The organism is Nocardia rhizosphaerae (assembly GCF_042650365.1).
GTDB classification, from domain to species: Bacteria; Actinomycetota; Actinomycetes; order Mycobacteriales; family Mycobacteriaceae; genus Nocardia; species Nocardia rhizosphaerae.
Window position 1 is genome coordinate 1,227,273 of sequence record NZ_JBHSBA010000003.1, and the last position, 25,186, is coordinate 1,252,458.

Genomic DNA, 25,186 nt, shown 5'->3' on the forward strand with positions numbered 1-25,186 from the left:
CGGCTGCGGCGGGTCAGTCGGTGCCGAAGAACAGGATATCGGGGCCGTATTCGGTGAGCGGCCTTCGCTCCGCCGCCTGCCGAATGCCGCTGCCGGGCAGCTCGGTCACCTTCGCGAACATCGGTGCGTTGCCGAAGGCCGCCCTGACCTGGGTTTCGGAGGCGTAGTCGGCGCCGTAGTCGGCGAGGGTGGCGAAGTCGAGCGGTGCCAGCGGGGTGTCGAGCGGAGCCTGCCCCGCCGGTCGGCCGAGCGCGGCGTACTGCGTGGCGACGCCGTTGTCGTAGAGGCACAGCTCGTAGGAGATGTTCTCGATGGTCGCGACGGTGAGCACCGGCCACTTCTCCGAAAGCCGGACAGCGAGGGGATGTTTGCCGAGCGCCCCGATCTCCCAGTTCAGGCTCTTCACCGAAATCCAGCTGCCGGAGGACTTCTCCACCAGCACCACGTCGGCGCCGAGCTCGGTCGCCGGATTCACCGCGGGCTCGCGCACACCCCAGTGCTTCTCGTGCACACCGGCGAACCGGCCCGCGTCCACCTGCGTGGCACCATCGGTGGCGAACGCCGCGATGATCGCCGCGCGCACCTGCGTCAGCGCGTCGGGTGCGGTGCAGCGGACCGCGATCGCGCCGTAGGTCGCCGAGATCTCCACCGGCCGCGACGGCGGCTCCGGCATCGCCCCCGCCGCCAGCGGCTTGAGCCCGACGAGCGCGAGGCGCCAGTTGATCTCGTCGATGGTGGCCAGATCGCCGCCCGATTGGTACAGGATCTGCTGCTGGGTCAGCCTGCCCGCGCGTTCGAGTGTCGGTGCGCCGAGCTTGTGCAGTGCCTGCGTGGTCTTGAGAGTGAGATCGAGGTCCTCGATCCTGGTCTCGCGAAGCTTCGCGGTGTTGGCGGCGGTGGTGACCTCCGAATACAGCGCGCGATAGCTCGCGATCGCCTGCTTGCGGGAGCGGCCGACCATCATCGTCCGCAGCAGCGTGCTCAGGCTCGCCAGGTACTTGCCGGGCTGCTCGGGTGTCCGCGCGTACATCGCCGCGCGGATCCGCACCGCCGATTCGGTCGCGGCGACCGCAGCCTCATGATCGAGCCGCATCAGCCACACGCCACATTTGGACAGCCCGTCGGCGCACATCGCCGACACATCCGGATAGTCCTGGGCCACTTGCCGATACGCCGAGCAGGCGCTGCGTATGGTATTGGTCGCGAGTTGACGGTGCCCGACCAGCCGGGTGGCCTGTTCGAACAACCGCAGCGCGTCCTGCAGTGCGCCCGCGTACTCGTAGGACACGTAACCGCCGACCAGCCAGTGCAGCCGGATCGCCACCGCTTCCTGCGCCGGTTCCAGCGCTTCGGCGGTGCGGTCGCGCCCGTCGGCCTTGTCGCGGGTGGCCAGCAGTCCCTGGGCGAGCTCGGTCAGCGACCCGGCCAGCCGCAGATAGTCCTCCGGCCGCTGACTCCGGGTGTTCGCGCGGTCGGCCGCAACGCGCCGTTCGAGGCCGCTCAGATCGGTCATGAGCAGTTCCATCGCGACGTCAATCCTGGCCCCATCGATCGTTCGAGCACGGCCGATACCCGGCCGCTGGTTGTCGTTCGAGTTTGGCACAGATCGGTGGGTGGTGCCCGCTCGTCCGGCGAACCCGGATGTTCACCCAGGAACCAATCGGTGTTTCATTGTGGCTGTGCATATTTCGCCTAGCTCACTAGAATGCGAGGCGATCGAGTCGGCTGCGATGGCCGTCGGTGGGGTGCTTCGAGGAGCGGGTTGGCGTGGGCGATTCTCCCTGGTCGGGACTGGCTGGTAGGGCGAAAGTCAAGGTAGAGACGGGTGTCGCACTCGAGGCAGCCAATGCGTGCAGCGCGGCCATCGAGATATTCAAGGGTTGTCAGAACCTGATCCGCGATCACGGACTCAACAACTACGGTGCGGACGCGCTCGGCGGCAGTGAGGTGGACGCCGGACCGCACCTGCGGACCAAGTTCATCACCGAGGGCACGCAGGCCAAGGATCTGCTCGGCCGCTATATCGATTCGCTGGAAGACCTGGTCACGATGTTCAAGGCGGCCGGTGAGTCCTACACCGCGGCCGACGGCGACTCAGCCGACTCCCTCGCCGGTCTCAAAGGCCAGCTCAAAGAGGTGAAGGTCGAGCCCGCCGCCCGTGATCTGCAGGGCCAGGTCGACAACGCGGGTGAGTACAAGCCGGAAAACTTCGACGACGGCAACCACAACTACGACATCGGTACCGCACAGGCGCCTGCACCCACCGGCGCGGCGGAGGCCGAACCGGTGGGGGTGCGGATGCCGGTCCGCGCCGCGGAGAACATGTCTTGGCGTGATCTCTACGATCTCGGGCAGCGGTTGTCCTGGGCGGAGGTCGCAGGTGACGCGCCGATCTGGGAGGCGATGGCGCAGGCCGTGCACGGCGCCGCCTACGACCTGCAGCACAAGCTCGGTGAGATCACCGCGGACCGGTGGCAGAGCGAGGGCGGCGACGCGGCGTTCGCGGCGATCGGCAAGTTCGGCACCCAGGCGATGACCGCGAGTGATTCCTTCACCCTGATGCAGTCGAACCTCGAGTACACCGCGAACTGGCTGTACGCGACCAAGGTGTGCATGCCGATCGAGACCGAGGACAAGTGCGACGACGACCTCGACGAGAACCGGGAGCGGTACCAGCGGCACTACGTCGACGGGGTGCGCAATACCGAGCAGCTGTTCCCCGCCGTGGCCGAGCCCGCCGCGCCGGAGGCGCCGGTGACCCCGCCGACCGATGAGAACACGAACAACAACGAGAACACCAACAACGGCAACGACAACACTGAAAACAACAACGGCGGCAGCAATGCCGGCGGCGGGAACTCCGGTGGTGGCGGTAACTCGGGTGGTGGCGGCAATTCCAGTGGTGGACAGCAGTCGGTGACTCCGGCGGGTCTCGGTGGGCAGAACGCCGAATCGGCGGCGGCCGCCATGGAGCAGCGGGCGGGCGCAGAGGGTGCTGGCTCGGGCGCGTCGACGGGTCAGACCGGGTCCACGGGCCAGACCGGTTCGACCGGCAGCGCGATCGGTTCGACCGGGTCGAGCAGTGGCGGTTCGAGCGACATGTCCAGCATGCTGTCGTCGGTGATGTCGGCGGTGAGCTCCGCGGTCTCCGGTCTCACCCAGGCGCTGCCGTCGCTGGCCACCGCACTGCAACAGGTATCGGCGACTGATGCCGGCACCGGCCTGCCCGACCTCACCCAGCTCGGCACCCTGTTCGAGCAGTATCCCGATCTCGCCGAGGTGCTGTCGGCGTCGCCGGAGGTCAGCGAGCTGATCGCGGCGAATCCGAGCCTCGCGCCGCTGGCCGAACTGCTCGGAATCGAGGTGGCGACCGATGCGGAGGCCGCCGAGCGCCCGGCCGGATCCGCGGCGGCTCAGACCACCGAAACGGCGGCGGGACAGGCCTTCCCGCGTGCCTCACTGCCCGATTTCTCGAACCTGCTCTCGGGGATCGAGGAGGTCATCGCCCCGGTCACCGGAATGGTAGCCGAATCGTTGGCCGCCGAAGCGCCGGCGGTCACCTTCCAGACCCCGGTGGCCACCTTCGAGGAGCCGGGCGAAGCCGTCGACGCCGGCTCGCTCGCGCACGCCCGTCCCGAGGCCGACGCATGACGCGGCAGTGGGACTTCACCGATATCGAATTCCGGGTGCTCTGGCAGCGTTTCGTCGGCACGGATATGCCACGCCCGCTCACCTTCCAGACCAGAACCCGCCTGCACGAGGACTACGAGGAGGAGAAGTACCAGACCTGGCAGCGGTTGCAGCACACCGTCGACCCGGTGCTGCGGACGGTCTTCGACGTGCTGGAACGGCCCGAAGCGTATGTGCGGCTGCGCGGCTGGAAGGACGACGAACGCGCCGACGCCGCGCACTGGATCAAGGCGAGGGCGGCGCGCCGTGGCGCCAACGGGTATCTCGTCTATCAGCATCCCGGTGAGACACCGACGCACAGCGGCGGATACACCATCGTCGACTGTGGCCCGCACGGCCTCGCCGGGGCGATCGTCGGGTTGATGCCGCAGACGGGCGCGGGGCGGGGCGGCATCGTCCCGTTGCTCGCGAGCCAGGCCGATGCCGAGGCCGAGCGAGCGGGATCGTCGATGTTCTTCGAGGACGCCGACACCTCGGTCGCCGCGCGCAATGCCGAGTTCTTCGCCGTCCCCGCCGACCGCACCGGCACGATCAACATCCTGCAGAACCAGTCGATGTTCGGCTCGCGCGGCATGCACCGCGACATCCTGGTCTGGCGTGACCTGCCCGACGACGGTCGGTATGTGATCGAACTGCCATCGGAGGAACCGAGCGCGACGCCGATGGCGCCGACCGCGCTGATCGAGGCGATCAACGCGGGCATCGACCGGATGATGAGCCGGGTCGAGTCGCACTGGGAGGCGTCGGTGTAGCGGCGGGCGCCCGCGGGTACCCACCATTCATGTTGTCGTAACGAGGGATTCGTTCGGCGCTGCCAATCTGTTGCAGAGGCGAACGAGTTGTGGTGTGCTCGGTGCACCGATGCTGAAGGGATGGGATCGCCATGGCGGAGAAGTTCCAGTACGAACCGTTGCTCTTCCGCAGGGCGGCCACCAAGACCGGCGCGGTGCGCGACCAGATCAACGATGTGATCAACCAGCTGGAGAACTCGGCGAGCGCGCGTGGCGCCTGCTGGGGCAGCGATACCTTCGGCAACAACTTCTACAACGGTGACGCCGACAACGGCTACGGCAGCTCGAAGAAGAACACCACCGACAACGCGCGGGCCATGGCCGACAACATGAATTCCTTCTCCAATGGGCAGCTGGAGAGCGCCCGCCTGCTCGAACAGATGGAAAAGGGCAACTATGACGGCATGCACTGATCCCGGTGTCGTTCCGGCATGACGAACGAACAGGCCAAGGAGCAGTTGGCCGAGATCCTCGACGGTGTGCAGTCGCAGATGCGCGCGATCGCGCAGGTGCAGCAGGAGCGCGCCAGAATCGTTGCCAGCGCGACGGTTCGCAAGCGGGTCACGGTGTCGGTGAACGCCGATTTCAAGGTCATCGAGACGAAGTTCAGCGCCGATATCGACGATCTCACCTATCCCGAGATCGCCAGGGCGGTGACCGAGGCGGCGCAGCAGGCGTGCGCCGAGATCGCACGGCGCACGGCGGTGATGATGGCGCCGATCCAGGAGGGCCACGCGCGATTGCCCAGGCTCAACGATCTGGTCGGCGACATGCCGGACCTGCGGGTTCCCGAGGCGGTCGAGGCCTCGCTCGCGCCACCGAACGACCCTGAACGGCTGATGGATTCGGCGTCCGAGCAGCGGTACCCGGCTGCCGAGCGGCCGGGCACCGCCACCGACTCGAGCTGGTAACTCAAAGCCACCGATGGCCGAACTACCCCCTGAGCTCGCCTGGCTGAAATACCCCGCGGGTATGGAGTGGCCCGAGGGCGAAGAAGAGCAGATGTGGGCGCTCGCCGGCGATTGGCACGACGCCGCCGACGCACTGCGCGAGATCCTCGACGACATCGACGCGGCCAAGGCGGCGTCGCTGGCCGCGTATCCGGTCGGCGAGGGTGTCGAGGAGATGATCAAGGGCTTCGACTCGATGCGGTCCGGCGACGGTTCCGACAAGGATCAGTCGCTGGAGAAGCTCGCCGAATACTTCGACGACGTCGGCACATCGGTCTACGAGGCCGGCACCGAGATCGAATACACCAAGATCATGTTCGTCTCGTCGCTGGCGCTGCTCGCGGCCGAGATCGCGCTGTGCTGGGTGCCGCCGACGCCGGCCTCACCCGCGTTGCAGGCCGCGGCGATCGGCCTGACCAGGATCGGCGTACGGATCCTCGGGCAGGCGCTGATGCGCACGCTCATCCGGATCGGGCGGCAGGCCTTCATCAGAACGATGATGCGGTTCCTGCTCCGGCACGTGGCCATCGACCTCACCCTCGGCACGCTGCAGGAGCTCGGGACCCAGGCCTGGCAGGTGAGCCAGGGGCACCGCGACGAGATCAACCACCGCCAGCTGCTGGTGACGATGGTGAGCTCGGCCGCGGGCGGCGCGGCGGCGGGGCCGTTCGCCGGTCTGCTCGGCGACCGGATCATCGGCAACCGGATGAACCAGTGGCTCAAGGCCGCGATCACCGGGCCGGCGTCCGGTCTCGTCGGCGCCGAGGCGGGGAACCTGGCCGCCATCGCCACCCAGTTCGGTATCGATCTGCACGACACCGGCAGCTTCGACAAGGCACTGGACAACGCGACCAAGGCGTTCATGAACCACGACCCGCTGATGTTCACCGCGGGCGCGTCCAACGGTTTGCTGTCGAGCCTGAGCGGCACCGGCGCGAGCATGTTCAAGAACCGCAACCTGTCGCTGTCCGGGATCGACACGATGAGCGCGCCGAGCCTGAGCGATCAGATCGACGCGCTGGTCGGGCTGAATCAGTCCGGTGGCACCGGCGATGGCGGCGGACTCGGCGACGGCGGCGCCGACCGCACCGGTGACGGAACCGGCGAGGGCGGCGCTACCAGAACCGATGACGAGTCGGGCGTCGGGGAGAACCGGGCCGGTGACGGGACGCGGGAGGGGGAGAGCACCGGGAACAACAGCGGTCACGGTCCAGTGCGGGCCGGCGGTGCGTCCGGGTTGGGTGGTGGCGGTGGCGACGGCTCGACGATGCGGCCCGCCTCGGCCGGCAGCGGCGGTGACGGCGAGTCCGGCGGTCGCGGCGAATCCGGTGGCCGTGGGGAATCGGGTGCGCGCGGGGAGTCCGGTGGCCGTGGTGAATCCGAGGGTGGCGCACGGAAATCCGAGAGCGACGACGCGGCCGCGCAGGGTGTCCGGGCCGGCGACGAGCAGGGGCGGCACACCGCGAACGACGCGCGGTCCGAGGAATCCGGTGCAGACGGCGGTCGGCTCGACGGCGAAGCGCGGTCGGGCTCTGATCATGCCGGGGCTCAACAGGATTCGACAGTCACGCGGGGGGTTGATACGAATGACGATGCGCGGGCAGGTGTCCCACTCGGCACCGATGTCCTGCAGGGCGGTGATCTAGGAGTCCGCGGTACGGCCGAGGCGGGCACGCCGGTCACCGATTCCACCGCGACGGATATGACCGATACAGTCGCCGGTGCGGCACCCGTCGCCGCGCAGGCCGCGCCCACGGCGGCAAGCGCCCCCGCGCCTGGCGCCCAGGCGGCAGCCGGTGGTGAGACGCGCGGAGCGCCGGCGGGTTCCACGCCGTCGCGTGGTCTCGGTGGTGATCTGCGCAGTGCGCCGACCGGAGAGCCGGGTCTGCGGGCGCGATCCGCGGACGGCATCTCCGACGCGCCAACCGATACCGCCGACACGACGGCTGATTCGGGTGTCGACACCACCGAGGACGCCGGTGCCGACTCGACCACGGATTCGACGACCGACCCGGCCGAATCGCCGCGTGCGGGCACGGTCGACGGCGAGCGGTCCGCCGCCACACCGGCAGAGAGCAGAGCAGGTCTCGCCGATGCGGGACTGTCCGGCGCCGGCAGTCAGCCTGCGGTGCGTGCCGAGCACGCCGACAGCGCCGTGGCCGACCGCTCCGAGGTCGCGCACGAGGGGGGAACCGGCAGCGCCACACCCGAAGCGGGAGTGGTCCCGATCGCGCCGATCGTTCCCGGCGAGGGTGCCCCGCAGCGTAGTCCGCGTCGGCGCGCCGGCATCCCGCTCAACGATCCGAGCCGGACCGCCGCCGATGCCGACCGCGACACCGCGCGACCCGGACGCAACACCGATCCGGGACTTGGAATCACCGACAGCACAGCTGATTCCGGCTATGCGTTGCCGAACGGTCAGCAGGTGGTGCACACCCCGACCGGCACGTCCATCGGCAACGACGACAGCACGAGCAGCGTGCGCGACAATCTGCGCAACGAGGGTGAGCACGATGTCGTGGTCCACGGCACCAAGTCGGGTCATCCGTCGCCGGGCCACGCGGGGCGGGTCGATCCGGCGCAGGTCGCGCAGGCGATCCTGAACAACCCGAACTACGTGCGTGGCACGCCGGTCCGGCTGATGTCGTGCCATGCGGGCGCGGATGGCAGCTGGGCGCAGCAGCTCGCCGACCTGATCGGCGCGCCGGTGACCGCGCCGACCGGCGAGGTCGGCACCTACGCGGTACCCGACCAGCCCGCGGTACTGGTCGGCGACGCCGAATGGCGGACCTTCCAGCCGGGTGCGGCCGCGGCCGCACCCGGCGACGGTGCGATCGCGCCCGGTGACTCCGCCCGGCCACCGTTCCACGATCTGTCCGATCTCGACCAGATGGGCGAGCAGGGCAGGTCGCGGGCAGAGCTGGAGGCCGCGCTCGGTGGCAGGCTGCACGACTATCCCGATCCCGGCGCCGGTCAGCCCCGGCATCAACGGATCGTGGACGAACTGCTGCGGATCGCCAGGGACGCCGACCCGAGCGACATCGCCCGCGGAGCGGGACCACGCGCGTTCGTCGTCGACCAATTCGTCAGTCCAGGACAGGGTTTGGTCGTCGGCGGAGCGCCCTATGCCATGGTCGTCGGTCTCGATCCGGCCACCGGGCTGCACCGGGTGGAGATCATCGATCCGAATACCGGTGCGCGGCAGCCCTATCCGGCGCCGACGCCACGCGACCTGCACACCGTGTCGGCGGTGCTGATGGACTCGCAGGGCAATCCGGTGCAGCCGCGCGGCACCGATCCCAGGCTGTCGTTCTCCGGCGACCGCAGCCAACCGGCGGTGCCGCAGAACCAGGCGCCGGCGGATCCGCTTGCTCCGCAGTCCGATCCGCGGGTCGGTGCCGTCGATCGCGACGGCGCCGGTGACCGGGACGGTGTTCGTCTCTACGATCCCGACGAGGCTTATGCGGCGGGCCGCGACCCGCGCCTGCCCCTGGACGCCCCGTTCGGCCCCGCCGTCACCGGCGACCGTGACGGTGTTCGCCTCTACGACCCGGACGAGGCCTACGAGGCGGGTCGCGATCCCGGCCTCGAGCGCGATGCGCCATTCGGTCCAGCTGTCGACGGCTCCGAGCCGGTGCGGCCGGACGGGCCGGCGCCGCGCACGCTGGCCGAACTGCACCGGGCGCACCCCGACCTGTCGTTCGACGATCTGGTCGACCTGCGTGACACCGCGTACCGGGACGCGGGCATGGAGCCGCCGCCGCGTTCGCGGGAGAGCCTGGATAGTTTCCTGTCGCGGGTATGGGACGCCGGTGACGCGATCCAGACCACCAGGGACGTCTACGACCTGTATTCGGCGGCGCACGAACCGAATACGGTCACCGACCCGGCCGGATACGTGCGCGACGTCTCCCACATCCTCGTGGACAACCCCGACCTCCGATTCCTGATGCTGCAGGGCCGCCACGGGCCCGGCATGGTGCTGCCCGAGACACTGGGCGACCTGGGGACCGATTTCCACTTCCTGCACTTCAACCGGCCCGGCGCCGATTTCTCGGTCGGGTACCGGGTGTATGTGAACCCGCGCATCGATGCCGCGCCGGAACTGATGCGGAACCTGGTGCAGGACGTGTTGCTGCGCCCGGACGAGTTCCCCGGCGTCAAGACGATGAAGATCACCGGACCGGAAGCGCAGCGGTCCGACGCGATCGTGGTCTACACCCGTGATCTCGACGCGGCGCAGCGGGTTTCGGACTGGCTCAGCGCCTACCGCGACCGCGCGGGTGATGTGTTCCTGTGGGACGCGCCCGCGATGACGCACCAGACGCTCGACGGTGTCGGTCTCGGCGAGCACATGAGCGGCGAGAGCTTCGGCGATGTGCGGTCGGTGGCGATTCGCCGCGCGCTGGACGTCATCCGGGCGAACGGCGGCGACTTCGCGGACTTCGTTGCCGAAGTGGATCGCCAATTGGCTACCGCTGGAGTGGATTCCGAAGCGCCGCACCGCAACGCCGCGCCCGACCGGCAGCAGGCTTGGCCCCCGCGCGACGGTTTCGACCGGATGAGCGGCCCCGACGACGGCGACGTCGCCGGGCGCGTGCCGCCCGGCGACGGCCGCGACCGCGGCGACGATGATCCTCGGCACGACGCCGCCCGCATCCGCGCCGAACTGGCCGATCTGCGCGCCGACGCCGAGGCGAACCGCGCCGAATTCCTGCACGACCTCGCCGATTCGATGGCCGACTCCGACCCGGCCACCCGCGAGAGCGAATCGCCCGACTCGGTCCGCGCCCGCGCCTACCAGGCGGATTGGAACGCCGGCCAGCTCAGGGCGGACGCGGACCTGCTGTGGACCACCGCGGGTGGCAGGCCGGAATCCGCCACCGATCCACGCGTCGGCTACATGATGGACGCGGATGCCGCGCGCCGGACCGCCGACGGCACGACACCGGACCCCCGTTCCGCGTACATGATGGATCCTGCCGACAGGCAGCCGGATGCGGATGCGCGCCGAACCACCGACGGCTCGGATGGGCTACCGGCCGATCCGCGCCGCGCGTACATGATGGATCCTGCGGAATCCGGGGTGAGCCGGACGCCCGACGCGACACCGGTCGACCCTCGCGTGAGTTACATGATGGACCCCGCGGGCGCGCGCGCCGATGGGGGCGTACGCCGGACGCCGGTCGATCCGCGTGTCGGGTACATGATGGAGCCCGATGGGGGGCAGCCGGATTCGGATCCGGGCGGCTCCGATCTCACCGCTGCCGACGAATGGGCCAAAGCCGAGTACGACCGGTTGATGGCCGAGCGCAACCGGCTCGCGCGGGAGATGGAGTTCCTGCGGGCCAAGCGGGACGACCGGGTGACCCGGTTGATGGGGATCACCGATATCGAGCAGGCGGTGGGCTCGCGCGACCAGCTCGCCGAGACGATGCGTCGCCTGGATTCCGAGGCGGCGACCAGGTCCACCCCGATCGCCCCGGTCGGCGAGGAGCCGGGTGGGCAGGTGAACCAGCCGCGCGCGGAAGCCGACGCGGCGAACCGGCGAACCACTGCGGCCAAGCTCGAGGACGCGGCGCGCCAGGTGATCGCCCTGCGGGAGGCACTGGCCGATATCGATCGCAGGATCGCCGAACTGGAAGCCAGCGGTGCTCTCGACAGCCGTCCGCCGAGCGCGGCGGCGCGGGCCGAACTGGACCGGTTGGCCCGGCAGCGGGCCGACGAGTTGCTGCGGATCAAGCCGCGTCGCGGCATGCGCGACGATCTGGCACACCGGTTCGGACTGGTCGACAGCGACGGCGCGATCAACGAATCGGTGCTCGACCCGACGCATCTCGCCGCCACGATCGACGGTCTGCGCGATACCCATCCCGGCCGCGCGCCCGAGATCGACGCGCTCGCCGACGCCGGCCGCGACGTGAACGAGGCGCACAACCGGATCGGTCGCCTGCAGGACGAGATGGCGCTGGTCGCCGGCACCGCCCGCACCGATATCGATGGTGCGGGCGGACGCATGCTGACCAGGGACATCGGCCTGATCGACGGCGATCCGCCGCGGCTGGTGGTGTACGGGCCGCGCGATCAGCTCGGATACCAGCCGCGCCACGACGGGCTCACCGACCACGAGCGGGTCCTGCGCGATGCGCTGGACGCGTCCGACGACGTGGTCCGCGCGCTGGTGCGCGACCACGCGACCGTGGAATTCCGCCGCATCACCGCCGACCGCGAGGGCAACGCGCGCGTCGACCCGATGCCCGGCGACGCGCCACAACTGCGACGCCACACCATCGACTACACGATTTCCGACCGGGCGGGCGGGGACGTGCGGCTCGACGTCACCCGGTGGCGTTCGGCCGACGGCACCTGGCACGACGTGAACCCGGACGGCGCCAACCGGGACAACCGGACCGGCTCGAGCGCCGATCGCAAACCCTACGAGGGCAGGATGCTGCCGGAGGGCGTGAGCAGCGTCGGGGTGACGCCGACGCAGGCCGCCGTGGTGGACATGATCGCGGGATCCTCCGGTCCCGGTGTCAACGAAGCGTTCCTGCCGAAACTCCCCGGCAGCCCGTCACCGGCGAGCAGTGGGCTGGACAGTCACGCCAACGATGTACCCGACGCGGCGTCGAACATCATGCGGATGATCCTGGAGACGGTGAAGGCCGCGGGCTGGTCGTGGTTCCAGGATTCGGACAACCCGGAGCGGATCAAGCCGGGCTTCAAGCGCAAACGTCTGGTCCGCCGGTTCACGGCCGAGGAGCAGCCGTTCGTGCCGCCGCCGTCGCCCGACCCCACCCTCGGCCGCGCCGGCCTGGACGAATCGTTGCGAGCCGCGAAGGCGCGGGCCGAACGGCAGGCCAGGTGGGCCGAGGTACAGCAGTGGGCCGATCAGCAGTACGAGGCCTTCCTGCGCGACGACAGCGATCTCGACGCCATCGCTCGCACGCTGCGCGACCAGCACTCCGACGCGCAGCGGCGGCAGGCCCGCGACATGGTCGACGCGATCCGCGATCTGCTCCGCGACACCGCGCTGACCCTGCGGATCGACGGTGACGCCGATTACCGCAGGCGCGTGCTGATCGACCACATCAACGCGCTGCTCGCGGACCCGGAGGTGCGGTACACGCTCGACGACGAGGCCGCCGGCACACGTCGTGATCAGGTCCGGCGGGTCCTGCAGTGGCTCCACGAGGGGCTCCCGACACACTTCATCGCCGACTCGATCGCCGGCGAGTTCACCAGTGACATCCCCCAGCTCACCCCGGACCAGGTCCGCCAGCTCAAACAGCTGCTCATGCGGGACTCGCTGCTGATGACCGACCCCCATTGGGGGGAGCGCACGTGGCGGCAGCTGGACCGGCTGCCGCACGTCGCCGAGGCATGGCACCGGCTGACGGCGGGCGAACCGGAGCCCGGCGACCTGCTACTGATCCGCGACGCCTGGGAGTGGACGCAGCGGATCCGAGACAGCTACGCCGCCAACGACTTCACCCGCTCCTGGGACGATTTCCAGCAATGGCTGGCCCGACCCGACGGTGCTGACCCGTCCGCCAACCAGCGCCGATTCACGATGCTCACCTGGGAAGAGGTGCACGACCAGGTGTCGCGGCTGCCCGGTGACCACTGGGACGGCAACCGGGAACCGCTGTCCGGCGACCGGGAAGGCGCCGAATACGAGCGGCTGCCCGAGCGCGACGAGGACGGACCGGACGAGGAAGGCCCGGAAGCTTCGGGGCGGTTCGCGATCGACCCACCCTCGCGTCCGCCGGGTGCCCCGGGCCGGGCGGGCCCGGATCCCGACGGCGGGTTGCCGTTCCATCGCATGGGCGACGACGACCCGGATCAGTCGGCGCCGCACCAACCGGATCCCGCGCCGCCGCAGCAGCACCCGGACCCGGTGCCACCGGGGATGTATCGCACCCCCGATGGGTTGCTGCACAAGCCAGGCGATCGGCCCGACTCGTACCGGTCACCCGACGGCAGGCTGCATCACGTCAACGATGCGCCGGACACCTACCGCGACAAGAACTTCGGCTACCACGACGCGAAGACGCACTGGTTCCTCGACGATCACCTGTCGGCGGACGAGTACGAGTACAAGGTGATGAAGGGCGACTCGCGCACCTACATCGTCACCGATGCCGACCTCGCCAGGCAGTTGCAGGAAGCCTCGACACTGCGGCTGGAACTGCAGAAGACGCGCGACCCGATCGCCGTGCAGGTCAAGAACCTGATGGCCGAGTTCAAGATCGAGAAGATCTCCGATCTGGCGACCGACCGCCTCAGCGCCGAGATCCAGCGTCAGCAGGCCAAGGTCGAAGCCGACCCGACACTCAGCGCCGACGACCTGGTGGACAAGCTCACCAAGCTCGCCGACCTCGAAGACCTGGCCACCGAGTACAACGATCTCGGCCCGGAGATGGTCGAGGCCTCCAAGCAACTCGGCGAGCTCGCCGGCCTCGCGTTCGGTCTCGACCCCCAGCTGCGGCCGGGTGCGGTGCTGCTCACTCCGTTCGTCGGTGCGTTCGACGGTGCCGGTGTCGTCGATATCGCCACCCTGGTACCCGGTGACGGCACTCGACCGCCGACCCTGGTCGTCATCGAGGCCAAGGGTGTCGGTTCCACGCTCGGTGGCTCCAAGGTCGCACGGGCGGAACAGGGTTCACCGGAGTATCTGCGGCGGACACTCGAAATGGACCGCAACCTCGCGCGATTGCTGAACGAGACACCGGCGCAGATGGCCGCCCGAGGTGTCGACCCGGACAGCCCGGCGGGCCGGGCGCTCATCGACGCGGTGCGCCAGCTGCGCGAATCCCAGCAGAACGGCACCCTGCAGGTGGAATACCACCTGGTGCACACCTCGGCGAAGGCGGAGGTGACCGTCACCGAACTGCTGCTCGAACGCGACGGGGTGAACGTTCTCGCCGACGTGCCACTGCCGCCGACCGCGCCGTTCCACACGATGAGCGCCGACGACGAGGTGATCCACCGGCTCGACGACGATCCCGGCGCCGAGGTCCCGCTCCCGCGCGACGGCCAGCCCTACGGCTGGTTGCTCACCCCGCCGGATCCGGTCACCGCCGAGGTACGGGATCTGCTCTCGCGCACCGAAACCGGCCGTAGCGCCCTTGCGGTGCTCGATTCCGTCGACGCGAGCGTGCGGTTCGGCGGGCTCGACGATCCCGCGCCGACCTCGTTCAACGGCCGCACCATGGAGGTGTTCGTCGCCGACGACGGGCACGGCCCGATGGCGCGGGCCGACGCGATGATCCGGGCCGCCGCGCTCGCCGACGCGGTTCTCGGTGGCCGGGTGGAGACCACACCGTCGCGCATCAGGGGACTCGACCGCGCCGAGCACATCGACGCCATGGTGCGCGCCGAGGCCGACGCTTTCGGCAGACAAGCCGAATTCCATCGTGAGGTCGGCGACGCCGGGCACGATCCGCTCAGCGGAACCACGCTTGGTCCGGTGGACGCCGCGCTGCGCCGGACCTTGGACGAGGCCTACCTCGCTGTCCATGACGCGGCGATCGACGCCGCCGCGACGCGGGACCCCGCCCTGAGCGGGGACGCGCTGCGCGTGATCGGCCGCGAGGCCGGTATCGGTCGGCTGCTCGGTCACGAATTGTTCGACAGCCGAGACGGTTTCAGCCGCCGCGACGAGGCGGCGGCGGACTGGGACGCGCACCGGGAGCCGCCGCAGCGGGACGGCCTCGACGAGTACGTGCCGTCGGATCGGGAGACCGCACGCGAGCTCGAGCGCCTGATGCGTGAGCAGGCCGCGGCCTCGCGCACCGTGCACCGGATCGAGGCCGACTGGGATCGGGTGTGTGAGCGTCTGCTGCGCGGATTCAATCTGCCCGCCGACGAATTACCGAGTACCCGCCGGGCCGTGAGCGAGACGCTGCTGCGCCGCGCGATGGACGTCGGCATCTGGCACGGTATGGACAACGCCCTGCTGTTGCACGACCTGTCCGCCCAGCACACCAGGGCCACGGTGGACCGGGCCAGGCTCGTCGACGAGATCACCGACCGGGTCAACGCCGACCTGGACCGGCAGGCCGACGGTGCGTCCGACCGGCGCCGGGTGCGGGTGCACGGCGACGAATCCGGGGTGCTGCACGTGCTCAGGGAGACGGCCCCGGCTCGCGGCGACGCGGCGCGGACGGACTCCTGGCTGTTCGACCAGGCCCTCGTCGACGCGGAGCTCGCACAGGCCCGTGTCGATCACGCCGGGCTGGTGAATCATGTCGACCAGCTGTATGTGGCTCAGTACAGCGATCTCAGCGATTGGGCGCGGGGTACCCGCAGGCACCGGATCGGGGAATGGGCGGCGGCGCAGCTGCGCGAGCGCCAAGTGACCGTGCGCTTCACCATCGAACCAGGGTTCCGCAGCACGCCGGGGTCGAGCACCGTGGCAGGCAGCCCGCCCGCCTTCGACCCCGTCACCAATACCCTTGTGCTCGACCGTGACGCGTCGCCGGAGCAGCGGACCGCGGAGATGATCTTCGCCGCCAGGATGGCCGACCTACTCGCCGCCACCGACGGTATGCCGCAGCGGTACACCCTCGGCCGCGACGAGTACGCCGACCGGATGGCCGATCACGTGGCCGACGCCCTCGCGCTGTCCTACCGCTTCGACATGGACCGGGCCTGGCGCATCGATCCCGCCGACGCGGCGCCACTGCGGCAGGCCTACGACGCCGCGTACGCCGACGCGTTGCAGACCGCGACCAAGGCCTACGCGAAGCTCGGCACCGTCACCACCGACGAGCTGTTCCACGCGGCGGCGCATCGGGCCGGAGTCCGCGCGGTGCGCGCCGTGCTCGCCGAGCTCGGACCCCGCGTCGACGGTCGCGACTACCGCGCGCATTTCGCCGCGGAATGGGACCGCGCCCACGGCATCCTGCCCCCGCCCGCCGACCCCGGCGTCCAGCCGGATCGCGGCCGGGGGCGGATCGACGCGCAGACGCGGGCGCCCTACCTCGCGCACGAGATCGAGACCATGCGCGCGCTGCGCGACATGGGCGACTACGTCCCGGTCAGTCCGGCCGAACGTGCCTACGCCACCGCGTACGACAAGGCGTACGCCAAGGCGGAGCGGGCCGCGCAGCGCGCTGTCGAGGCGCCACGGCCGGAGCGCGTCGCCGCCGACGCAGGCCGGGAAGCGTTGCGCCGGTACTTGAACCGGGTCGGTCCTGAGACCGCCGAGATCGTGCTCGACGTGGCGCGTTCCGCCGCCGACCGTGGCAATCCGCACTGGGGCGATCCCGCGATCGCGGACCGGGTGGTCGACGCGCCGACCCGCGATGATGTGGCGCGGCCCGCGGACTTCGCCGAGCGCGCCCTGCGCAACGCCATGTCGCGTGACCCCGACGGGACGCTGCTCACCGGCAACATCGCCGACTTCCGGCAGTACGGACTGTTCGTCGTCCGCAGCCTGCACGTCGTCGCCGAGCCGGGCGGGCACCTGGACGCGCTGCACGAACTGGCGGCGACACGGCCGGACTATTCGACCGTGGTGTGGAACAGCTTCGACTACCAGCTCCAGTTCGCCGTGGCCGAACCGGGACCCGGTGGGGAGCCGGTGCTGCGCTATCTCACCGAGGACGAGGCGCTCGGCCCGCTGCGCCGCCCCCAGCGCGACGAGAGCGCCGCGGTGCTGCTCGACCACTACCTGCGCTACCGGGCCGACGGCAGCACCGATCTCGGCTTCGGTGACTGGGCCGAACAGCTCGGCCCCGACTACCACGACTCGCCGGAAGCCACCGAGCGCAGGCGCCGCGGTGAGCTGCCCGAGTACCGCGACGGGGTCGCCCGGTTCCACGGTGGATACCACCAGGGCATCAGGGACGTGCTGGCCGACACCGGTCCGGCACCACGGCCACCGCACCCCGGCGAGGTGATGCGCCGCCTCGCGACCCGCGAGATCTCGCTGCTGCCGCCGGCCGCGCCGTACCCGCCGCATTTCCGCAAGGAGTCGTTCACGCTCGCCCAGTTCCGGGTCGACGCGTACCTGGAGCCCGACGGGCACGGCCGCTGGCGGGTGCCCGCACCGCGCGGTGACGCGTCCGTGTCGGATGTGATCGCCACCCGGTTCCACGGCATGACCGACGCCGACCCGGCACAGCTGGTACGGCGGATCGAACGGATGCTGGAGAATCCGGCCGCCGACCTGGCCGACCATCGCACCCCGCGCGGTCGTTTCGGCCGGTTCGTCGACCGGTTGCCGTTCGGTTCGGCACCGGACGCGCCGCCGGTGCTCGATCGGGCCACGGGGACCGAATCCGACTCGGAGCAGCCACGTTTCGATCGGATGGGCAGCGACGAGTTCCAGCTGCGTCCACCCGACGACGACACCGGCACCCTCGACGCCGAGAACGAACGTCTGCTCGGTGTGCCAGGCCGCGACGAATGGACCGGCCTGACCCCGGAGCAGGTCGGCACCCGCCTGCGCGACGAACTCGCCCGCATTCTCGGCAACCCCGACATCGCCACCGTCGGCTTCGACCTGCCCGGCCTCGATCCGCAGGTGGTGCAGGAATTCGCCAGGGGCGTGGTGGATATGGCGACGCTGCATCCCGATGTCGACCTGAACACCGTCTCGATCAAGCCGCTGCGACCGTCGACGGTGCTGGCCACCACCGAAAGCCGCAGGCTCGGTGACGGCAGCTACACCAGCGAGATCATGCTGAGCTACGACGACGCGACGAGCGCCTACGGATTCCGCCAGTCCGTGCTGGACGCGGCGGACGCCGGGCACTTCTATCCCGTCGCCGCGACCCGGCCGGTGTACTACATCGCGCTGCACGAGTTCGGCCACTTGCTCGACGCCGCAGGCAGATTCGGCGCGCGTGCGGCGGCCGAGGGGCAGCTGCTGCGCGCGGCCGGGCTCGATCCCGAACACAGCTACGCGGATCTGCTCGATCAGCTCAGCGGGTACAGCCTCGACGACGGCATGCTCGACCAGGGTGAGGCGCTGGGCGAGGCCTTCGCCCAGGTGCGGATGCTCGGTCGCGACGAGGTGAGCGCAGCGGTCCGGGTCCTGTACGACCTGCTCATGCAGTTCCGGGCGAACCCGGATCTCACCACCGCCGACCTCGCCGCCGCGGACCGGGACCGGGCCGAGGTGGGCGAGCGGGCGGAGGCGCCCGCGGTGCGCCGCGCCGACGCGGGGGTGCCGTTCGACCGAATGGGCGATCCCGACGATCCGTCCCGCACGCCTGCGGAGGAAGGCGACGATTCCGGACAGCCGATCGAGCCGACGTCGATCGGGAAGCCGCCCGAGGTGACGGTCGACGCCGACGGCGAGCAGATCCCGCTGACCGTGCGCCCGGACGGCGCGGATCGCTGGGCGGTGGTGCCCGAACCCGGCCCGCTGCCCGACGCGACACCACCGTCACGCTGGCGGCGCGGGTGGAAGTTCCTGCGCGAGTCGCTGCCCCAGCACGAGGCAGTGCCCAAGCATCCCTCCGGCTCGCCGAACGGCGACAGCAAGGGCCAAGCCGCCATCGCCGACGGCATCAGCGGCCTCGCCGACATCGTCGAGTCCGGCGGAATGCCGCCGGCCCCACCGAACCCGGCACCGCCGACACCGGATCATCCGGTCGTCTCGGCGCCCCCGGATTCGGGCGACGCCGACCCGACGTTCCTGCGGATCGCCCAGCAGCTGCCGATCTGGATCGACAACAGGGAGAAGATCCCGCTGCTCGGCAGGCTGTCCGCGCGCATGCGCGACGAAGCGGGCGACCACCTGCCGATGCGGCTGCCCGACGGCTCGGAGTACCAGCCCTGGTACACCGACATGAACGCCGACGCTGTGCGCGCCCAGATCACCGACGACCTCACCGTGCACCGCATCACCCCCGCCGAGGCCCGTGAAGCGCTGCTGCTGGCGTTCGGCACCGCCGATGCCGGACAGCGGACCAGAATCATCGACGCGCTGGTCGAGCACGGGCTGATCTCGCCGGACGACACGCAGCGGCTCGCCGACGAACCACCGGCCGCGCCGCCGCGGCCCGAACCCGTCGCGCCCGCACCCGAGAACGAATCGCTCACCGAGGCGGCCGAGCGGCTGCTCGGCATCGAGCTGCCCGACGAGTCACCTGCGACCGTCCAGCAGATCATCGACGAGCAGCAGTACCGTGCCGCGCGCATGGTCGGCTCGATCGAAGGGCTCGCCGCCGCCGTCCAGCGGGCGCGGGAAGAACAGACGCTGCCGTTCGGCAGGCAGGATCTCGCGGGCGAGCCGGGCGGCACCGGGTTGCCGGGTCGTCCCGAGCCCGCCGAGCTCGGCGAGGCGGGCCGCGACGACTTCCTCGATGACGACGACTACTACTACGACGACGAGGGCTACGCCGACGAGCCGCGCAGCAGGCCGCGTCGGTACGGCACCCCGGATCCGTCCGGTCGTCCCGTGCCGTTCGGCGGGTCGGTGAGCCTCACCGACCAGAATCCGATGGGGCGGTTCCGCGACGAAGTGCTCGCGGCATTCGGGCTCGATCCCGGTCTGCTCAACGCCACCCCGATCGGCAACGGCGCCGACCCCATCCCGGAATGGGGCGATGCCGACGAACTCGGCAGGGACGACGGCCTACGCGCGTTCTTCGAGCACGCGCTGCGCCGCGACCAGCTGCGCGACGAGCTGGCGACCTGGGCGGCCACCCGCGACGTCGGCATCGACCAGCTGTCCACCCAGGCCGACGCGGACGCACTGCTCGAGCGGTTGCGGGCCGAGAGCGTCGCGCGGTCGGCCAGGGTCGCCGAATTCGCCGCCGCGGCACAGCGATCACTGTTCCCGGATCAGGACGACAGCGCGCAGGTCGGGGATCGGCTCGGCGATCAGGCGGTTCTGGTGCCGATTGTGGGCGGGCCCGATCGGCTGGTCGTCGCAGACGGACTCGCCGAGCGCGACCACGTGCTCGCCGGCCTGCTCGCCGCCGATCCCGAGCTCGCCGGGCAGCTGGCGCGGCGCGAGATCGTGCTCGATTATCGTGCGGCACAGATGGATTGGACAGGAAAGACCCGGTTGGAGCCGGTCGACACGCCCGAGGTGCGACACATCAGGGACGTGGTCGACGGCCGCGAGCTGGTGGTGACACTGGTCCGCGAGGGCGATGGTCCGTGGCGGCCGGTATACACCGCTGACGAGGTCGCCCCGACCCCACCGATCGACCCCACCGCGCCCCCGCGCTCGCCGGCCGCGGTGCTCGCCGACCTGGTGCGGGTGACCAGCGAACTCGGGCTGCATCCGAGCCGGCTCGACCCGTCCGAGCTGCGCGACCTTGTTCCCGACCTGCGTCTCGACAACGCCGTGCGGGCTACCCAGATCGAGTCGCTGAGCGATTTCACCCGCTCCGCCAACGATATCCAGGCCTTCCACGACATCGGCGACGCTCGCAGCCACCTCGCGCGCCGGCTCGGGCTGAGCCAGATCGAGCTCACCCCCGACTCGATGGTCGACGCGCTCACCGACCCGTCGACGAAGCGCGCGCTGCGCACGCAGCAGATCGGTGACCTGGTCGACTACGTCAAACAGCTGCGCGAGATCGACCCGGCCGCGGTGGACGCCGCGCGGGACCAGCTCGCCCAGCGGCTGGTGACCGACGACATCGTCCGCAGGCTGGTGCCGAAACGGTTCATCGCCAGGGTCGACATCGATCCGAAGATCATGGCTCTGCTGCCGCCCGCGTACACCGACGGGCGCGACGGCAGCAGGGTCTACGCGGTCAAGCCGGACGGGTTCTCGCCGAAGAAGCTGCGCAAGCTGATGCGGATCCTCGAACGGGACGGGCGGCTCGAGCCATTGCGCGCGGCGCTCACCGAGTTCGCGAACACACTGCACGACATCGACGTGTACTCGGAGGTGCCGCGCGGTGACGACGCCGCGGATCCGCGGGTGGTCGACGGCAGGCTGCCGATGCACGATCCCGAGGCGATCTACGGACTGCGCGATGTGATCGCCGACGCGATGCGTGGCCGCGACGGCACCGATTTCGCGAGTGCGGTGGCCGAGGCGGCGGCGAGGCCGGACAGCGGTCCCATCCCGAGCACCGACCCGAGGAATCGTCCGACCCCGAACCGGGATTGGGCCAGGATCGTCGGTGTCGACATCACCGACGCCGACGACGCCACCTTCCGCAAGGTCTACGAGGCGTACCGCGACGGCAAGATCGAACGGCACGAGGGGCTGAGCCCGAAGCAGCTGGCGGCCGAAGTCGCCGCGCTGCGCGGCGAGGTCCGGCTGCGGGCCGACCAGATCGCCACACTGGAGCGGCTGCTCGACGAACTCGACCGTGCTGTGCGCACCGAGGGTGTGTCCGCAGCCGATCCGGGCGCACTGGCAGGTCCCGACAGCGGATCCACCGATGGTGGTGACGTTTCGCCCGGCGACCCGGCGCACGGCACGCCCGGTGATCCGGGTGCGCTGTCCGCTGGCCCGGACAGTGGATTCACCGACGGTGGTGAGGTTGCGCCCGGCGATCCGGGTCACCGTGATCCCGGTGACCCGGGTGGTGACCCGTCCGCGCGGATCGATGCGGCGTCGGAGCGGGAGTCGGCCGCGCTGGACGAGTCGTTCTCGCGTGCCGATGCGGAGTCGGCGGCCGCGCATGAGCGGGTCGGCGATGAGCTGGACCAGGTCGCGGGGGATCTGGATGCGCACACCGAATACGTGCGTGCGGTGAACGATCTGGAGCAGGTGCGGGAGGAGGCCCTGCAGGCCTTCGACGATGCGCAGAGCGCCCAGCCGGGACCGATCTCGCCACCGGCACAGCCAGGACGCCCCGATGCCACTCGCCCGAACCGCGCCACTGGCGAGGACCCGTCCGCGCGGATCGATGCGGTGTCGGAGCGGGAGTCGGCCGCGCTGGACGAGTCGTTCTCGCGTGCCGATGCGGAGTCGGCGGCCGCGCATGAGCGGGTCGGCGATGAGCTGGACCAGGTTGCGAGGGACATCGAGACGCACGCCGAATATGTGCGTGCGGTGAACGATGTGGAGCAGGCGCGGGAGGAATCGCGCCAGGCCTTCGAGGACATCACCCGTCCCGTCGACGACGAATCGGGTACGAACGGAGACACCGAATCCGCGGCCGATGCCCGCACCCGGCCGGTCGGTCCTGAGGGCCGGGTTGTGCCGAAACCGCCTGTGGGTGGGGGTGATCCCATTCACACGCCGCCCACCGGCGGTGACGATGATCCTGCCGTGCCGTCGTCTGGTGCGGGCGCGAATACTCCGTCGTCTGGCGATGGCGGGACTGCGCCGTCGTCGTCTGGCGGGGGTGCAACCCCCTCTCAGTCTTCGGATGACGGCGCGAATACCCCGCCGCCGCACGCTGACCCGGATGGGGAACCGCCCGCCGCAGCGCGCCCCAACTTGCCCACCTTCCGCTCGCATATCCCGCACCCCCCAAAGGAGTACGAGCCGGAGTTCCCCGACCTGTACACCTTCGAGCCAACCCCTTGGCCCGACCTCGACCTGACTCCCGACGACCCGAACCCGCCGGCGCCGCCGGTCCCACCGAACCCGCCGGTCCCACCGAACCCGCCGGTCCCGCCGGTGCCGCCGAACCCGCCGGTGCCGCCGGTGCCGCCGGTCCCGTCGAACCCGCCGGTGCCGCCGGTCCCGTCGAACCCGCCGGTGCCGCCGGTGCCGCCGGTCCCGCCGAACCCGCCGGAGCCGCCGGTGCCGCCGGTCCCGCCGAACCCGCCGGAGCCGCCGGAGCCGCCGGAGCCGCCGGAGCCGCCGGAGCCGCCGGTCCCGCCGAACCCGCCGGTGCCGCCGAACCCGCCGGTGCCGTCGAACCCGCCGGTGCCGTCGAACCCGCCGGTGCCGTCGAACCCGCCGGTGCCGCCGAATCCGCCGAATCCGCCCATGCCGCCTACCTCGGGGGATCTGCCCGGAATTCCGACGCCGGACCCGACATGGCTGCCGACCATGCCTGATCCACCCACCCTGCCGGACCTGCCGATCCCATCGGAACAGGCACCACAGTTGCCGTGGCCGCCTGGCTCGTTACCTGGACCGGCGGACCCCACGCCGTGGCCGACCCAACCCCCACAGGGCCGGCCGTTCCCCGGCAGCGGACAACCGGTACCGACGGATCCGCCGAACTCCTCGGGTCCGCCGCCACCTCGGCCGGGATCGTCGATGCCATCTGCACCCGGCCACTTCGGACCGCAGCCACCGTGGTCGCCGGATCCGTCGGGCGGTCCGGCCGCTGAGGGGCGGGCACAAGGCTGGCCGACACCTGGCGCCGGTGAAACCTCCGCAGACCAGTCGCCGCCATGGCATGCGCCGATGCCGCCTGTTCCCGGCTGGTCAGCGCCGGACCTCCCGTGGCCCACCGGTTCGTCGAACAGCTCAGCACCGGATCGGCCTGTACAGCCGCCGCAAGGTGGGCCGTCACCGTCTGCCCCCGGTGTACAGGCACATCCACCGCAGGGTTGGCCGGTGCCTGGCGTGGGTGATCCCGCCGCGGGCCCCTCGGACCAGTCGCCACCGTGGCAAGCAGCGATGCCGCCAGGTGCCGGCGGGTCGGGGCAGGACATTCGGTGTTCTCCGGGTGCGTCGCATGCTTCGGCGCCGGAGTGGCCGGTGTATCCGCCGCAGGGTGGGCCGACGTCGTCAGTTCCTGGCGGACCGACGCAGCCGCAAGGTTGGGTGCCTGGGATGGGTGATCCGACGGCAGGCCACTCGGGTCAGTTGCCACCGTCGCAAGGGCGGACGCCGCCAGTTGTCGGTGGGTCGGGGCCGGACATCCCGTGGCCTCCGCCGCCGCCCAGGTTCCCGGAGCAGTCGCCGCAGGGTGCGGCGTGGCCGTCGGTACCCGCGGAGCCCGGCTCGGGCTATTCGATGCCGGTGCAGCAGCCGTGGCCTGGGCAACCGGTGAGCCCGTCGGCTCCGCAGGGCGCCGCTCCGTCGGCGCCGGACCAGCCCGGATCGCCGAGCTGGTCGCAGGGTTCGGCAGGCCAGGTGAATACGCCGGCAGATACGCCGTCGTGGTCGGCACCGGGATCCGCGGCACCGTGGCCGGGGACAGCGCCAGGTACGGATCAGCCGTATCGGGTTGCGCCGCAGGCGGATCAGTGGAGTTCGCCGACACCGCCCGCCAGGGAGCTGCCGCCGCCACCGCCGTGGGGAACCGGCGAGACGCCGGGACCGCGAACCCTGCCGACGCCGCCGCCGTCACCGGAGGCGCCGTCGTCGAACGGACTCGGCACGGATCTGGGGACGCCGATGCCGATGGCGCCGATGGCGCCGATGGCACCGGGCGCGCCCGGCGGGCAGGCGGGGCAGGCGCGGCGGCCGATCGGCCACGGCTATCTGCCGCCGCGGCAGGGGAACAGCGGGGACATCAGTGTCCGCCCGTTCGCCGGGTACGGCGTGCGCGCGGAGTTCGATCCGGCGACGGGCGCGCTGCGGGCCGCATCGCCCGGTTCCGCCGGACTCGGCGGCGTCTACGGCGACCTCGGCGGTGTCCAGGTGGTGTTCTACCGGGACCGCGCCGGACTGACGCTGCGGGTCGGCGATCGTATGATCGAGCTCGACGACGGTCCGATCGCCGCCGAACACGGTCCCATCGATCCACGGCACAGCCGGTTCGCGGTCGTCGCCGACGGCACGACGCTCTGTGAGCTGTTCTATCGATCGCTACCGCGGGAGATGGATCTGGGTGCCCACGTCGCCGACGTGCTCGCCGACCCGCGCCTGCGGGCCGACATCTACGCCCACTGAGACCGACGAGGAGGCAG

Annotated in this window: 6 protein-coding genes; 5 read left to right on the top strand and 1 reads right to left on the bottom strand. The window is 70.7% G+C overall.

Annotated elements, in window-relative coordinates; all coding sequences use genetic code 11:
- Positions 1-13: 13 nt before the first annotated feature.
- A complete protein-coding gene (locus ACFOW8_RS07255; RefSeq protein ID WP_378547265.1) occupies positions 14-1,513 on the bottom strand; it encodes a hypothetical protein in 1,500 nt (499 codons plus the stop codon).
- A gap of 254 nt (positions 1,514-1,767) precedes the next feature.
- On the opposite strand from ACFOW8_RS07255, the gene ACFOW8_RS07260 reads away from it, so the two are divergent.
- The 5 genes from ACFOW8_RS07260 (at position 1,768) to ACFOW8_RS07280 (ending at position 25,169) form a co-directional block, all read left to right on the top strand.
- Positions 1,768-3,651 carry a hypothetical protein gene (locus tag ACFOW8_RS07260; protein ID WP_378547267.1) on the top strand — a complete coding sequence of 628 codons (1,884 nt, stop codon included), beginning with the start codon at positions 1,768-1,770 and terminating at the stop codon, positions 3,649-3,651.
- A complete protein-coding gene (locus ACFOW8_RS07265; protein ID WP_378547270.1) occupies positions 3,648-4,442 on the top strand; it encodes an ESX secretion-associated protein EspG in 795 nt (264 codons plus the stop codon). Before ACFOW8_RS07260 ends, ACFOW8_RS07265 begins: the two co-directional genes overlap by 4 nt.
- A 131-nt stretch (positions 4,443-4,573) precedes the next feature.
- Positions 4,574-4,894, top strand: coding sequence for a hypothetical protein (locus ACFOW8_RS07270; RefSeq protein WP_378547273.1), 321 nt, complete (start codon positions 4,574-4,576; stop codon positions 4,892-4,894).
- Positions 4,895-4,912: 18 nt separating this feature from the next.
- Positions 4,913-5,392, top strand: a complete 480-nt coding sequence (locus tag ACFOW8_RS07275; protein WP_378547276.1) for a YbaB/EbfC family nucleoid-associated protein — start codon at positions 4,913-4,915, stop codon at positions 5,390-5,392.
- Positions 5,393-5,405: 13 nt separating this feature from the next.
- Complete coding sequence (locus ACFOW8_RS07280; protein WP_378547279.1) at positions 5,406-25,169, top strand: WXG100-like domain-containing protein; 19,764 nt, start codon at positions 5,406-5,408, stop codon at positions 25,167-25,169.
- Positions 25,170-25,186: the final 17 nt, after the last annotated feature.

What these genes read in the sequence shown, in the direction of transcription:
- ACFOW8_RS07265 (WP_378547270.1), top strand. Translation starts at nt 3,648, where the DNA reads ATGACGCGGCAGTGGGACTTCACCGATATCGAATTCCGGGTGCTCTGG.
- ACFOW8_RS07280 (WP_378547279.1), top strand. Translation starts at nt 5,406, where the DNA reads ATGGCCGAACTACCCCCTGAGCTCGCCTGGCTGAAATACCCCGCGGGT.
- ACFOW8_RS07255 (WP_378547265.1), bottom strand. Translation starts at nt 1,513, where the DNA reads ATGACCGATCTGAGCGGCCTCGAACGGCGCGTTGCGGCCGACCGCGCG.
- ACFOW8_RS07270 (WP_378547273.1), top strand. Translation starts at nt 4,574, where the DNA reads ATGGCGGAGAAGTTCCAGTACGAACCGTTGCTCTTCCGCAGGGCGGCC.
- ACFOW8_RS07275 (WP_378547276.1), top strand. Translation starts at nt 4,913, where the DNA reads ATGACGAACGAACAGGCCAAGGAGCAGTTGGCCGAGATCCTCGACGGT.